Below are 14,687 nucleotides of genomic sequence, written 5' to 3'. Positions count from 1 at the left end.
TACGTTCGTTGTGCTATGTAACATGTACTGCAACCATGAAAACGTAATTACCGCAACTGGCGCGATCCGGACGAGGGCGTACTCCAAAACGCTGGTGGCATCCGCTGCATAGCTCCGCGAAGTTTGCCCCCAAGCCTATGACTGTCGCTTGCGGCCAAAAAGGGCTATAGCCCATCAGCACCCAAGCGTGACGACGGACCAACAGAAGGCAGGCGGCCGGCATTCGATGGACAGCAAGGTTACGGCTCCGGCCCATTCGGGCCTGCTCGATGTGACCGCCCTGAAGGCGCGTTCCGAATTCATCGCGAGCGCGCATGCCGAATTTCGCGACCAGATGCGCCGGGCGCTGCTTGCCGAACTGAAGAAAGCCTATGCCGAGGGGCGTGAACAGGCGCGCGAACTGCTCTTTGTCGATGGCAGTGGCCTTGCCTGCGCCGCGCGTCTCTCCTGGCTGCAGGACCAGATCATCACGGTGCTGCATGATTTTGCCCTGAACCACGTCTTCAACGCAGCCATGGCGCCCGAGGCTGCGCGCATCACGGTGACCGCGGTCGGCGGCTACGGACGCGGCACGCTGGCGCCCGGATCGGACATCGATCTTCTTTTCCTGCTGCCGGCCAAGCCGGCACCGTGGAGCGAGCCGGCGATCGAGTTCATGCTCTACATTTTGTGGGACATGGGGTTCAAGGTCGGCCATGCGACGCGCAACATCGAGGAGTGCATCCAGCTCTCCAAGGGCGACATGACGATCCGCACGGCGATCCTCGAGGCCCGCTATCTCTGTGGCTCGCGCCCGCTGTTCGACGAGATGCGCGCCCGCTTCGAGCGTGAGATCATGCGGGGCACCGGTCCGGAGTTCATCGCCGCCAAGCTTACCGAGCGGGACGAGCGGCATCGCAAGGCGGGCGACACGCGCTATCTGGTCGAGCCGAACGTCAAGGAGGGCAAGGGCGGGCTTCGCGACCTGCACACGCTCTTCTGGATCGCCAAGTACTACTATCGTATCCACGACACCGAGGAACTGGTGAAGCTCGGCGTGCTCTCCCGTCATGAGTTCAAGCTGTTCCAGAAGGCGGACGACTTTCTCTGGGCGGTGCGCTGCCACCTGCATTTCCTGATGGGCAAGGCCGAGGAGCGGCTTTCCTTCGACGTGCAGCCCGAGATCGCGGCATCCCTTGGGTACCAGCCGCATCCGGGCCTTTCGGCGGTCGAGCGCTTCATGAAGCACTACTTCCTCGTCGCCAAGGACGTCGGCGACCTGACGCGCATCTTCTGCGCCACGCTCGAGGACCAACAGGCCAAGGACGCGCCGGGGATCTCGGCGGCGATCAGCCGCTTTACCCGCCGCAACCGCAAGATCGCCGGTTCGCTCGACTTCGTCGAGGACAGGGGACGCATCACCGTCGCCGATCCTGATGTCTTCAGGCGCGATCCGGTGAACCTGATCCGCCTGTTCCACATTGCCGATATCAACAAGCTCGAGTTTCACCCCGATGCGCTGAAGCTCGTCACGCGGTCGCTGAGGCTGGTCAACAACACTTTGCGCGAGAACGACGACGCCAACCGGCTGTTCCTGTCGATCCTGACGTCGCCGCGCGATCCGGCGCTGATCCTCCGGCGCATGAACGAGGCCGGCGTGCTCGGCCGCTTCATCCCCGATTTCGGCAAGATTGTCGCGATGATGCAGTTCAACATGTATCACCACTATACGGTCGACGAGCATCTGATCCGCTCGGTCGGCGTGCTTTCAGCGATCGATCAGGGGCGCGAGGCCGAGGCGCATCCGCTCACCGCGCAGATCATGCCGGGTATCGAGGATCGCGTCTCGCTTTATGTGGCGGTGCTGCTGCACGACGTTGCCAAGGGGCGGCCGGAGGACCATTCCGTCGCCGGCGCCCGAGTGGCGCGCAAGTTCTGCCAGCGCTTCGGGCTTTCGCCGAAGCAGACCGAAACGGTCGTCTGGCTGATCGAGGAGCACCTCATCATGTCGATGGTGGCGCAGACGCGTGACCTCAACGACCGCAAGACCATCGTCGACTTCGCCGACAAGGTGCGCTCGATGGAGCGGTTGAAGATGCTCTTGGTGCTGACGGTCTGCGACATCCGCGCGGTCGGCCCGGGTGTCTGGAACGGCTGGAAGGGGCAACTGCTGCGCACGCTCTATTACGAGACCGAACTGTTGCTTTCGGGTGGCTTCTCCGAGGTTTCCCGCAAGGAGCGCGCCCGGTTTGCACGCGAGAAGCTGCACGAGGCGCTCGGCGACTGGAGCCCGAAGGATCGCGAGGCCTACACTCATCTGCACTACGACCCCTACCTCCTGACGGTGCCGCTGGAGGATCAGGTGCGCCACGCCGAGTTCATCCGCGGGGCCGACAAGGCGGGTCAGGCTCTCGCGACCATGGTGCGGACGGATTCCTTCCACGCGATCACGGAAATCACAGTCCTGTCGCCGGACCATCCGAGGCTGCTGACGGTTATCGCCGGCGCCTGTGCCGCTGCCGGCGCAAACATCGTCGATGCACAAATCTTCACCACCTCGGACGGGCGCGCGCTGGACACGATCCTGGTCAATCGCGAATTTCCGAACGACGCCGACGAGATGCGCCGCGCGGCAAGCATCGGCAAGATGATCGAGGACGTGCTTTCCGGCCGCAAGCGGCTGCCGGAGGTTATCGCGACGCGGACGCGCGGCCGCAAGAGGTCGAAGACCTTCACCATTCCGCCCGCGGTGACGATCTCCAACACGTTGTCCAACAAGTTCACGGTGATCGAGATCGAGTGCCTTGACCGTCCAGGCCTTTTGTCTGAAGTGACCGCTGTGCTGTCCGACCTGTCGCTCGACATCGCTTCGGCACACATCACCACCTTCGGCGAGAAGGTGATCGACACTTTCTACGTGACCGATCTGCTCGGCCACAAGATTACCAACGAGAACCGGCAGGGCAACATTGTCGCCCGCCTAAAAGCTGTGATGGCTGAAGAGGCGGACGAAGCGCGCGACCGGATGCCATCAGGCATCCTTGCGCCGGTGGCCACGCAAGCAGGGACAAGAGCCAAGGAATGAGTCTGGTCAGGAAATTTGCGACCGTCGGCGGAGCAACGCTCGGCAGCCGCGTGATGGGGTTCGCCCGTGAAACCCTGATGGCGGCGGCTTTAGGCACCGGCCCGATGGCGGATGCGTTCTACGCGGCCTTCCGCTTTCCCAATCTCTTCCGTCGGCTCTTCGCCGAAGGGGCGTTCAATGCCGCCTTCGTGCCGCTCTTCGCCAAGGAGATCGAGGCGGGCGGCATCGACGGGGCGAAGCGTTTTTCGGAAGAGGTGTTCGGCGTCCTCTTCACCGTGCTGATGTTCATAACCGTCGCCATGGAGCTGGCGATGCCGCTGCTCGTGGCGTGGATTATCGCGCCGGGCTTCGTGGGCGATCCGGAGAAGTTCGACGTGACGGTGGAACTCGCCATCGTCATGTTCCCTTACCTGATGTGCATGTCGCTGACGGCGATGCTGTCAGGCATGTTGAACTCATTGCACCACTATTTCGCTGCGGCCGTCGCGCCCATCTTCCTCAACGTCGTCCTGATCGCTGCGTTGGGGCTTGCGCTCTACACCGGTGCCTCGCCGCTCGATACCGCCTGGTATCTCTCCTGGGGCGTGCTGCTTGCCGGCATCCTGCAGATGGCGGTGCTCTACGCGGGGGTGCGCCAGGCCGGGATGCGGATCGGTTTCCGCCGGCCGCGGATTACGCCGAACGTCAAGCGCCTGCTGTGGCTGGCATTGCCGGCGGCGGTCACGGGCGGTATCACCCAGATCAACCAGATCATTGGCCAAATGATTGCCTCGACCAAGGACGGGGCGATCTCGGTGCTGCAATATGCCGACCGTGTTTACCAACTGCCGCTCGGCGTCGTCGGCATTGCCGTCGGCGTCGTGCTTCTGCCGGAGCTGGCCCGGGCGCTGAAGGCGGGCCACGAGAAGGAGGCCGGCAACCTGCAGAATCGCTCGATGGAATTCGTACTGTTTCTGACGCTGCCGGCGGCCGGTGCGCTTTGGGTGATCTCGGACGAGATCGTGCGTGTCCTCTATGAGCGTGGTGCGTTTTCGCCGGAAACGACATCCGTCGTTGCCGGGACGCTTGCGATCTACGGGTTGGGGCTGCCGGGCTTCGTGATGATCAAGGCGCTAAATCCGGGCTTTTTCGCCCGCGAGGACACGAAGACGCCGATGCGCATCACGATGCTTTCGGTCGCCGTCAACTGCGTGCTGGCCATCTCGCTCTTTCCGTTCTTCTACGAGCGCGGGATTGCCACGGCAGAGGCGACCTCTGGCTGGCTGACGGCGATTTTCCTGTTCGTCACGCTCATCCGGCGCGGCCATTGGCCGCTCGACAAGGCGCTGGCCTCTCGTGTGGCGCGGCTGGTGATTGCGACAGTGATCATGGCGGCCAGCCTCAACTATGCCTCCGAGGCACTTGCCGGCTGGCTGGCCCCGACGTCGCCGCTGCTGGAACAGGTAAGCGCGCTCGGCGCACTGATCGCGCTCGCCATGGTTATCTATTTTGGCGTCGCATTCCTCATCGGCGGGGCTGATCTCGGCATGATCCGCCGTAACATCAAGCGCAAGGCAGCAGTGAACTCCGACCCCGCCGACGGTGGTGAATAAGCGCCGCTCACCGCATTGCCACGACTTTCGCTTTCGACCGGCTAACCTTGGCGAGACCGCGCCCCCGACCGCCGCCGCAATAGTGCCAGCGCCGACTCGGTCCGACATCGACATGGACAATTCCGTTACAGTAGGTACCGATGCCGCCGATGCCCGGGGCCGACTTGGCCGCGGCGACAATTTTGCGCACCGACACACCGGGAACGCGGATGTCGGCTGCCATGCATTTGCGGTGATAGGAGCCGCGGCGACCGCCGGATCGATGTCCGGACGTGACAAGCGGGCGCCGGCCCGTCTGGGCGGCGATGTGCGCCAGCACGGCTTGCAGTCTGCCCGGGAAACAACTGTGCCGAACACGGGGGGTCTGCGTTGCATAGGCCAGCGTGACCCGGGCCTTCGGCGGCCGCAACGGCGCCTTCAGTTCGCCGCCGGCCTGCGCCTCGCCCATGACGAGTGACGAGAGCGTGAACAGGCCGGCCAGTAGGATGGAACAGGCATTTCGCATGATACCTCTCCCTTATTTTTGCCCGTCAGACGTGCTGAGCGGGGTCCCCTTCTGCCCCAACGAGAATTGAAATCCGGAAAATGGCTTTTGTGCGGATAAAATTGCTAATATTAGATAATACTTATGGTGTAGGGGTGGGCGCAGATGGCAGGTTTGCCCGGTTACACGCGCTGCCCCTTGCTCACACCCGGCATCGCCCCTTGATTGTGATTTCCCTGCCGTGCATAAGCGCCGCGTAAACCAGTTGCAGCAGCCGCTGCTTGGGCCCTCCACCAGCCTCACGAGGACAATATGACCGCTTTCAAGCCGCTCGTCTTTTCCGGCGTCCAGCCGACGGGCAACCTCCATCTCGGAAACTACCTCGGCGCGATTCGCAAGTTCGTGGCATTGCAGGAAAACAACGACTGCATCTATTGCGTCGTCGACCTGCACTCGATCACTGCGCAGCTCGTCCACGAGGACCTGCCCGGCCAGATCCGCTCAATCGCGGCGGCGTTCATCGCGTCCGGCATCGATCCGGAAAAGCATATTGTTTTCAATCAGTCGGCCGTACCGCACCACGCCGAGCTCGCCTGGGTTTTTAACTGCGTCGCCCGCATCGGCTGGATGAACCGCATGACCCAGTTCAAGGACAAGGCCGGCAAGGACCGCGAGAATGCTTCGCTGGGACTGCTGGCCTATCCGAGCCTGATGGCAGCCGACATCCTCGTTTATCGCGCCACCCACGTACCGGTCGGAGACGACCAGAAACAGCATCTTGAGCTCGCGCGCGACATCGCCATGAAGTTCAATCTGGACTTCAAGGATAAGATCCGCCGCACCGGTACTGGTGTCGACATCGTGGTCGGGGAAGAGCCGGTGCATGCCTATTTCCCGATGGTCGAGCCGATGATCGAGGGGCCGGCGCCACGCGTCATGTCCTTGCGCGACGGCACGAAGAAAATGTCGAAGTCCGACCCGTCCGACCTGTCGCGCATCAACCTGATGGATGATGCCGATACGATCTCGAAGAAGATCCGCAAGGCCAAGACCGACCCGGACGCATTGCCGAGCGAGGTTGATGGGCTGAAGGGGCGGCCCGAGGCGGAGAATCTCGTCGGCATCTATGCCGCACTCGCCGACACGTCGAAGGCTAATGTGCTTGCCCAGTTCGGCGGCCAGCAGTTTTCCGCCTTCAAGCCTGCGTTGGTCGATCTCGCCGTCAACGTGCTTTCGCCGATCAACGACGAAATGCGCCGCCTGATGACGGACACCAGCCACATCGACGCCATCCTGCGCAAGGGCGGCGAGCGTGCGCGGGAGCGGGCCGAGAAAACGATGGGCGAAGTGGCCGATATTATCGGCTTCTTGCGCTGAGAACACAGCATACCCCTTTCTCTTCCGAGGGAGGGGTATGGCCCTCTGATGCCGTCCCAAAGGATTGCGTGAGGGGTTAGTAAGTCAGGATGGCTGCACGACGTTGACGCTTGCCAATTCCCATCGCAGCGATTTGGTATAAGCTCAAATGGAATCGGCCGGAAGGTGAATGCACAATGGTATCGCGACGACTTTCACGCCTGGAAGGCCATCGCCGGAAGTTTCTGGCGATCGTCGACGAAACGCCCGAGTGTCAGCGTGCTACCCATTACGCCGCGGCGCGGGCGAAGAACTCCAGCGGCGCGGTGGTGCTGCTCTATGTGATACCCGCCGGCGACTTTCGTGAATGGCTCGGCGTTGAGGAAATCATGCGGGCCGAGGCGCGCGAGGAAGCCGAGGCAATTCTTGCAAAGGTCGCCCAGTCGCTGCGCGAGACGCTCGGTATCGAACCGGAAACGGTGATCCGCGAAGGAAACGCCTCCGAGCAGATCAACGCCCAGATCGAAGAAGATCAGGACATCGCTATCTTAGTGCTGGCGGCAGGCTCGGCGAAGGAAGGCCCGGGGCCGCTCGTCTCGTCGCTCGCCGGCCGCAGTGCCGCCTTTCCGATTCCGGTGACAGTCATACCGCAGGAGTTGACGGACGAGGAGCTCGATGCGCTGAGCTGATCGGCTCGCGACAATCAGAGAAGGATTGATTGCTGGTCCCTTGATGCGGCGGTCGGAAAAGTCTATTTTTCTTTTGAATGGTTCTAAACAGTTTGCCGCGGGCCCGAAGCCTGGCAGTACGGAGACGAGACGATGTTCATCCAGACTGAAACCACGCCGAACCCGGCGACCCTGAAGTTCCTGCCCGGCAAGGTCGTGTTGGAGCAGGGTACGGCCGAGTTTCGCGACGAGACGGATGCGGCGACAGCATCGCCGCTTGCCGCCCGCCTCTTCGCCGTGCCCGGCGTCACCGGTGTTTTCTTCGGCTATGACTTCATCACGGTCACCAAGGACAACGCGGACTGGCAGCATCTGAAGCCGGCAATCCTCGGCACGATCATGGAGCACTTCATGTCCGGGCAGCCGGTTCTTGCCGGTGGCGCGTTGGCAAGCGAGGAGAACGAGGAAGGCGAGTTCTACGACGAAGGCGACGAGGCAATCGTCGCGACGATCAAGGAACTGCTTGCTACCCGCGTCCGTCCGGCGGTTGCGCAGGATGGCGGCGATATCACATTCAAGGGTTATCGCGACGGCCGCGTCTATCTCAACATGAAGGGCGCCTGCTCAGGCTGCCCGTCGTCCACAGCCACGCTGAAGCACGGTGTGCAGAAGCTGTTGCACCATTTCGTACCGGAAGTGCAGGAAGTTGAAGCTGTCATGTGATTTTCGGCACCCGCTGCATGGGTGCCACCAATGATCCTGCTGGCAATCGATACATCCGGCAGCGGCTGCTATGTGGCCATCTACGATAGCGATGCAGACAGGACGCTCGGCATTGGCGGCGAGGAAATAGGCCGCGGCCATGCCGAGCGCCTCATGGACTTTACCGATCAAGCGCTTGCAAACGCTGGCGTCGACCTGCTGCAGATCGAGCGGATCGCCGTCACGATCGGTCCAGGCTCTTTTACCGGCATTCGCGTCGGCGTCGCGGCAACGCGCGGCCTGTCGCTGGCGCTCGGCATACCCTCCGTCGGCATCACGACGCTTGCAGTCCTTGCCAGCCAGCATCTGCGCGATCATCCGGGCGCGCCGGTATTCGTCGCGATGGATGCCAAACGCGGTGAAGCCTATTGCCAGGCCTTTTCGTCGGATGGTCTGCCCGCCAGCGAGGCAGCCGTTCTTTCTCTTGATGACGCCAAGGCCGCAGCCGCGCTTGCCGGCGGCACCGTCGTCGGTTCGGCTGCGCCGTTGCTTTCCGGTGGCGAGCCGGCCAGTCTGGTCGACGGACTTTCCATCGAAGTGGTCGCGCGTCTCGGCGCGCTTGCCGATCCTGCGGCCGACCGGCCGAAGCCACTCTATCTCCGCGGCCCGGACGCCAAGCCCCAGGCCGGTTTTGCCATAGCGAGGGCCTGATTGCCGTGGCGTTGACTGACTATTTCATTCGCAAACCCGAGTTCGAAATCTTCCCAATCGAGGCGGGCGATCGCGGTGTGGCGGCAAGCCTGCACAAGGCGCGTTTCGCCCGCGCCTGGAGCGATGGCGAATTCCATTCGCTGCTCGCCCAGGACACGGTGTTCGGCTTCGTCGCCTGGCAGGTGAACGCCCTGACGGGCCGCCCTGCCGGCGGTTTCGTGCTGGCGCGAGCGACGGCGGGCGAGGCCGAAATCCTGACGATTGGCGTTGATGCACGTTTCGAGCGGGGCGGCCTTGGATGGCGCCTCATGCAGGCGGCGCTGCGTGAGGCGCGCATGCGCGGCGCAGACGAGATCTTTCTCGAAGTGGATGAGGGCAACATTGCCGCTCTCAAGCTCTACGACAAGCTCGGCTTTGCCAAGGTCGGTGAACGAAAAGCCTATTACGAAGGGGCCGGCGGACGGTCCACGGCGCTTGTCATGCGGCGCGTTCTTCGCTAGTCCCCTTGTGACAGGATGCAGCGTTCCAACGCCTATCCGGGCGTGCTTGCAAAGGGAAACTGGACGAAATGACGGAATTGGGGAAAACGCTGGAAGAGCTTTGCGTCGAGCGCGGCATGCGCATGACCGAGCAGCGCCGCGTCATTGCCCGGGTGCTGGAGAACTCGGCCGACCACCCCGACGTTGAGGAACTCTATCGCCGCTCGTCCGATGTCGACCCGGGCATTTCGATCTCCACGGTCTACCGCACCGTGAAGCTGTTCGAGGACGCCGGCATCATCGAGCGCCATGACTTCCGCGACGGGCGTTCGCGCTACGAAACGGTTCCCGAGGAACACCATGACCACCTGATCGATCTGAAGAGCGGCAGGGTGATCGAGTTCCATTCTTCGGAGATCGAGGCGCTGCAGGAAAGGATCGCGCGCGAGCATGGCTTCAAGCTCGTTGACCACCGGCTGGAACTCTATGGCGTGCCGCTGAAGAAGGAGGGCGAGTAAGGCGGTCGGCCGAGGCGTGCCCGCCTGCTTGCAGGACCTGCTTGATCTCCTGGCTCCGCATCGCTCTTTCCCTCTCCTGTCTTCTGGCCGCAACGCTGGTGCTGCTGCCGGTCCAGCTCGTTTCGCTCCATTTCGACTGGACGCTCCGGCGTCGCATCCCCCGGCTGTGGCACCGTATGGCCTGCCGGATGATCGGCCTGCACGTGCGCGTCCACGGAACATTGGAAAAGCGCCGACCACTGATGCTGGCCGCCAACCACGCTTCCTGGAAAGACATCCTCGTGCTTGGCGCGATCGCCGACGTCGTCTACATCGCCAAGTCGGAGGTGCGGGATTGGCCGGTCTTCGGTCTCCTCGCCCGCCTGCAGGCTTCCATCTTTGTGGTGCGCGAGGAGAAGCGAAAGACCGGCGAGCAGGTCAACGAGATCGGGAGGCGTCTTGCCGACGGCGAAATCGTCGTCCTGTTTCCGGAAGGGACGACCTCCGACGGCAACCGGCTGCTGGAGATCAAGACCTCCTTGTTCGGTGCCGCCGCCACCGCCGCATCTGCGGCACCTGATAGCACGGTGTTCATCCAGCCGGTCTCGATTGCCTATACCGGCGTCCATGGCATGGCGATGGGGCGCTACCATCGCCCGATCGCCGCCTGGCCCGGTGACATCGAGATGATGCCGCACCTTATGGGTATCCTGAAGGAGGGCGCGCTCGACGTGGATGTCGATTTCGGCGAGATGATCGCCTACGGCCCGTCGAGCAACCGCAAGGTCGTCAGCCGCGCGGTGGAGGCGCGAATCCGCAAGATGCTCGGCGATCGCCTGCGCGGGCGGTGAAAGGGCTTCATTTTCCGGGCCATTTCGACTAAAGAGCCGCCATGACCGACCAGATTTCCGCAACCGAGGCGGCCGAGCAGCAGGCGCCAGCAATCGCCAACACCCGCAAGGTGTTCGTGAAGACCTATGGCTGCCAGATGAACGTCTACGACAGTGAACGCATGACGGATGCGCTGTCGAAGGACGGCTACGAGGCGACGACCACGCTCGAGGACGCCGACCTGGTGCTCCTCAACACCTGCCACATCCGCGAGAAGGCGGCGGAAAAGGTCTATTCGCAGCTGGGCCGCCTGCGCGACATGAAGAAGGCGCGCGCCAAGGAAGGCCGCGAACTCGTCATCGGCGTCACCGGCTGCGTCGCCCAGGCCGAGGGGGACGAGATCCTGCGCCGCGCCCCGGCGGTTGACCTCGTCATCGGCCCGCAGACCTATCATCGCCTGCCCGAAGCGCTGAAGCGCGCCAAAATGGGTGAACGCGTGGTCGAGACCGACTATGCGATCGAGGACAAGTTCGACCATCTTCCGGCGCCGCAGAAGGCGCAGACCCGCGCGCGCGGCGTCACGGCGTTCCTGACGGTGCAGGAGGGGTGCGACAAGTTCTGCACTTTCTGCGTGGTGCCCTATACGCGCGGCTCCGAGGTCTCCCGCCCGATGGCCAAGATCCTCGCCGAGGCGGAGAGACTGGTCGAGGCCGGTGTTCGCGAGATCACGCTGCTCGGCCAGAACGTCAACGCCTGGCACGGTGCCGGTCCTGATGGCGGCGAACTGGGCCTCGGCGCCTTGCTCGCACAGCTCTCCGCAATCGAGGGGTTGGCCCGCATCCGCTACACGACGAGCCATCCGCGCGACATGGACGAGGCGTTGATCGCCGCTCACCGCGATTTGCCGAAGCTCATGCCCTATCTGCATCTGCCGGTGCAGTCGGGCTCGGATCGCATTCTCAAGGCGATGAACCGTCGCCATACCGCGGCGGAATATGTCGCTCTGATCGAGCGCATCCGCGCCGTTCAGCCGGATCTCGCCATTTCCGGCGACTTCATCGTCGGCTTCCCTGGCGAGACAGAGGAGGACTTCGAGGCGACGCTGGCGCTCGTGCGCACGGTCGGCTATGCGCAGGCCTTCTCCTTCAAGTATTCGATCCGGCCCGGCACGCCGGGCGCCGAGATGGACGGACATGTTGCCGAAGGTGTAAAGTCCGAACGCTTAGAAAGACTGCAGGCCCTGCTGTTCGAACAGCAGACGGCCTTCGCCGCAGGTTGCGTCGGCAAGGATATCGATCTTCTGCTTGAGAAGCCGGGGCGGATGCCCGGCCAGCTCGTCGGACGCTCGCCCTGGCTGCAGCCTGTTAATGTTGATGCAAAAGGTTCCGAAATCGGTGACATTATAAGGGTACGAATCACCGGTGCCGGCCCGAACAGCCTATTCGCCGAGGCGATTGGTTGACGGGCGGACAGCTAGGGAGCCTTGCCGCTTGAACGGACACGAATTGATGACGACATCGCCGCGCCAGTCGAAGCCGCCTGAGACAGACGCAAATCACTTCGTGCTAACCTTCGAAAACAATCGATACGCAAGCGAGCTTTTCGGACAGTTCGATCAGAACTTGAAGCTGCTGGAACAGCGGCTGCAGGTCGACGCGCGGGCCCGCGGCAACTCCGTCGTAATCACCGGCGACGTGGTGGCGACCAACCAGGCCCGCCGGGCGCTCGACTATCTCTACGGCCGGCTCCAGAGCGGCGGCTCGGTGGAGCTTTCCGACGTCGAGGGCGCGATCCGCATGGCGGTCGCAGCCGACGACCAGCTTTCCTTGCCGACTATGGAGCGCAAGGCCAAGCTCAGCATGACGCAGATTTCCACCCGCAAGAAAACGATCGCAGCCCGCACGCCGACGCAGGACGCTTACATCCGTGCGATGGAGCGCTCCGAACTCGTCTTCGGTGTCGGGCCGGCGGGCACGGGAAAAACTTACCTCGCCGTCGCCTACGCCGCCCAGCTTCTCGAGCGTGGCGCCGTCGACCGGATTATCCTGTCACGCCCTGCCGTGGAAGCCGGCGAGCGGCTCGGCTTCTTGCCGGGGGATATGAAGGAGAAGGTCGACCCCTATTTGCGGCCACTCTATGATGCCCTCTACGACATGATGCCGGGTGACAAGGTGGAGCGGGCGATTACGGCCGGCGTCATCGAGATCGCTCCGCTGGCCTTTATGCGTGGCCGTACGCTTGCGAATGCGGCCGTCATCCTCGATGAAGCGCAGAACACCACCTCGATGCAGATGAAGATGTTCCTCACGCGTCTGGGCGAGAACGGTCGCATGATCGTCACCGGCGATCCGAGTCAGATCGACCTGCCGCGCGGCGTGAAGTCAGGCCTGGTCGAGGCGCTGCACATTCTTCAAGGGGTCGAGGGCGTGTCGGTGGTCCGCTTCAAGGACGTCGACGTGGTGCGCCATCCAATGGTGGCGCGGATCGTCAGGGCCTACGAAAGCCAGAATGCCGTTCAGGACGAAAGCGAGCATATGGACCGCTGAGGCGGTCCTAATCCCCATGAGTGAAATCGAAATCCAGATCAGCGTCGAGGAAGGTCCCTGGCCCGACGAAGAGGCGCTCCTTTCCTTGAGCGATCGCGTGCTTGGCGCGGCTGCCCGCCATCTTGCCAGGGAAGAAGGGCAACCATTTCCGGACACCCCACCCGAACTGTCGTTGCTGTTTACCGATGACGCGTCGATCCGGACGATCAACGCCGAATGGCGCGGACAGGACAAACCGACGAATGTCCTGTCCTTCCCGGCCTTTCCGCTCGAGTCCGGCGACCTGCCCGGCCCGATGCTCGGCGACATCATCCTGGCTTACGAGACCTTGCAACGCGAAGCGGCCGAAATGGGCAAGCCTTTCGACGCGCATCTGTCGCATCTTTTGGTGCATGGATTTCTGCACCTCTTCGGTTATGATCATATGGAAACCGACGAGGCCGAAGAAATGGAAGGGCTGGAGACTCGCATTTTGGGCGAGCTTGGCCTATCTGACCCCTACGGGGACGACCCGGTTCAATAGTTTGGAACGATGAGCGATTTAAGAACACAGCCGCTTACGGCTGAGAAAAATGAGGCGGGCGCCTCGGAACAGGACGACGGGGGCAGTACGCCCAAGCCGGAACCTCAAGCGAGACCGGCACGATCCTTTTGGGCGCGCGCCACGCGCTTTTTCCGCAACCAAGACGCTTCGACGTTACGGCGTGATCTCGCCGAGGCGCTGAAGACCTCGGATCCAGCGGGTAATGAAGCTTTTTCACCCGAAGAACGGGCGATGCTGCACAACATTCTGCGATTCCGTGAGATCCGGGTCGAAGACGTGATGGTGCCACGTGCCGACATAGAGGCGGTTGAGCAAGACATTACGATTGCCGAGCTGATGGTGATCTTCGAGGAATCGGGGCATTCGCGCATGCCCGTCTATTGCGATAGCCTCGACGACCCGCGCGGCATGGTCCACATCCGCGACCTTCTTGCTTACGTGACGAAGCAGGCGCGCAACAAGCGGCGTGTGGGAGCCAAGAACGGTGCCGCAGCAACGGCTACGTCTGCAACTGGCGAAAAGCCTGCCAAGGCACCAAAGGCGCAGTTCGATCTCGCCCGAGTCGATCTGGGCAAGACGGTGCTGGAGGCCGGCATCATCCGCCCGGTGCTCTTCGTGCCGCCCTCGATGCTCGCCTCCGACCTGATGGGGCGCATGCAGGCAGCCCGTACGCAGATGGCGCTGGTTATCGACGAGTACGGTGGAACCGATGGTCTCGCTTCGCTGGAAGACATCGTCGAGATGGTCGTCGGTAACATTGAGGACGAGCACGACGACGACCAGGCGATGATCACCCCTGTCTCCGACGACGTCTTCATTGCCGACGCGCGCGCCGAACTCGAGGAACTGGCCGAGACGATCGGCAACGATTTCGACATCCGGGAACAACTGGAGGACGCCGATACCCTTGGTGGCCTCATCTTCAATTCGCTTGGCCGTATCCCGGTGCGCGGCGAAGTCTTGCAGGCCTTGCCCGGCTTCGAGTTCCACGTACTCGATGCTGATCCTCGCCGCGTCAAGCGGGTGCGGATCACCCGCAAGCGTCCGCCGGCCCAGCGCCGTCGACAGGCGCGGCCGGAGGGGGAGGGCGCCATCGCCGCACAGGAGTTGCTCGCCGAGGGCGACAAGCCCGAAGGCAACGCCTGACCGTGCCAGGTATGCCGCAGCTTCCGGTTGGTCATCCGCTCTAGCAAATAAGCCACCGTGACGGACG

Annotated in this window: 14 protein-coding genes; 13 read left to right on the top strand and 1 reads right to left on the bottom strand. The window is 62.8% G+C overall.

Features of this window, described 5'->3' with window-relative positions:
* The first annotated feature begins 226 nt into the window (after nucleotides 1-226).
* Together IB238_RS15645 and murJ are read left to right on the top strand one after the other, a co-directional pair.
* Nucleotides 227-3,064, top strand: a complete 2,838-nt coding sequence (locus tag IB238_RS15645) for a [protein-PII] uridylyltransferase (RefSeq protein ID WP_192249697.1) — start codon at nucleotides 227-229, stop codon at nucleotides 3,062-3,064.
* Nucleotides 3,061-4,656, top strand: coding sequence for a murein biosynthesis integral membrane protein MurJ (murJ, locus tag IB238_RS15640; RefSeq protein WP_192248660.1), 1,596 nt, complete (start codon nucleotides 3,061-3,063; stop codon nucleotides 4,654-4,656). The genes IB238_RS15645 and murJ overlap by 4 nt, the downstream gene beginning before the upstream one ends.
* Nucleotides 4,657-4,663: 7 nt before the next feature.
* Here the strand turns inward: murJ and IB238_RS15635 are convergent, their stop codons facing one another.
* A complete protein-coding gene (locus IB238_RS15635; RefSeq protein WP_192248657.1) occupies nucleotides 4,664-5,161 on the bottom strand; it encodes a DUF882 domain-containing protein in 498 nt (165 codons plus the stop codon).
* Nucleotides 5,162-5,452: 291 nt separating this feature from the next.
* On the opposite strand from IB238_RS15635, the gene trpS reads away from it, so the two are divergent.
* From trpS to IB238_RS15580, 11 genes are all read left to right on the top strand, one after another.
* On the top strand, nucleotides 5,453-6,517 hold the full coding sequence (trpS, locus tag IB238_RS15630; protein WP_192248654.1) for a tryptophan--tRNA ligase: 1,065 nt from the start codon (nucleotides 5,453-5,455) through the stop codon (nucleotides 6,515-6,517).
* A 176-nt stretch (nucleotides 6,518-6,693) separates the two neighbouring features.
* Nucleotides 6,694-7,185, top strand: a complete 492-nt coding sequence (locus IB238_RS15625) for a universal stress protein (protein WP_192248650.1) — start codon at nucleotides 6,694-6,696, stop codon at nucleotides 7,183-7,185.
* A 132-nt stretch (nucleotides 7,186-7,317) separates the two neighbouring features.
* Entirely contained in the window at nucleotides 7,318-7,887 is a 570-nt protein-coding gene (locus tag IB238_RS15620) for a NifU family protein (RefSeq protein WP_192248647.1), read from the top strand.
* A gap of 30 nt (nucleotides 7,888-7,917) precedes the next feature.
* Entirely contained in the window at nucleotides 7,918-8,577 is a 660-nt protein-coding gene (gene tsaB, locus IB238_RS15615; RefSeq protein WP_192248644.1) for a tRNA (adenosine(37)-N6)-threonylcarbamoyltransferase complex dimerization subunit type 1 TsaB, read from the top strand.
* Nucleotides 8,578-8,582: 5 nt separating this feature from the next.
* Nucleotides 8,583-9,077 carry a GNAT family N-acetyltransferase gene (locus tag IB238_RS15610; RefSeq protein WP_192248641.1) on the top strand — a complete coding sequence of 165 codons (495 nt, stop codon included), beginning with the start codon at nucleotides 8,583-8,585 and terminating at the stop codon, nucleotides 9,075-9,077.
* 68 nt (nucleotides 9,078-9,145) lie between these two features.
* A complete protein-coding gene (locus tag IB238_RS15605; RefSeq protein WP_192248638.1) occupies nucleotides 9,146-9,574 on the top strand; it encodes a Fur family transcriptional regulator in 429 nt (142 codons plus the stop codon).
* 41 nt (nucleotides 9,575-9,615) lie between these two features.
* Nucleotides 9,616-10,404, top strand: a complete 789-nt coding sequence (locus IB238_RS15600) for a 1-acyl-sn-glycerol-3-phosphate acyltransferase (RefSeq protein ID WP_192248635.1) — start codon at nucleotides 9,616-9,618, stop codon at nucleotides 10,402-10,404.
* 41 nt (nucleotides 10,405-10,445) lie between these two features.
* Complete coding sequence (miaB, locus tag IB238_RS15595) at nucleotides 10,446-11,846, top strand: tRNA (N6-isopentenyl adenosine(37)-C2)-methylthiotransferase MiaB (protein ID WP_192248633.1); 1,401 nt, start codon at nucleotides 10,446-10,448, stop codon at nucleotides 11,844-11,846.
* A 28-nt stretch (nucleotides 11,847-11,874) separates the two neighbouring features.
* Entirely contained in the window at nucleotides 11,875-12,930 is a 1,056-nt protein-coding gene (locus IB238_RS15590) for a PhoH family protein (RefSeq protein ID WP_192248630.1), read from the top strand.
* A gap of 16 nt (nucleotides 12,931-12,946) precedes the next feature.
* A complete protein-coding gene (gene ybeY, locus IB238_RS15585; RefSeq protein ID WP_192248627.1) occupies nucleotides 12,947-13,453 on the top strand; it encodes an rRNA maturation RNase YbeY in 507 nt (168 codons plus the stop codon).
* A gap of 9 nt (nucleotides 13,454-13,462) precedes the next feature.
* Entirely contained in the window at nucleotides 13,463-14,620 is a 1,158-nt protein-coding gene (locus IB238_RS15580) for a hemolysin family protein (RefSeq protein ID WP_192248624.1), read from the top strand.
* Nucleotides 14,621-14,687: the final 67 nt, after the last annotated feature.

Source organism: Rhizobium sp. ARZ01 (genome assembly GCF_014851675.1).
Lineage (GTDB): Bacteria > Pseudomonadota > Alphaproteobacteria > Rhizobiales > Rhizobiaceae > Mycoplana.
This window is presented reverse-complemented; position numbering and strand designations above follow the sequence as displayed.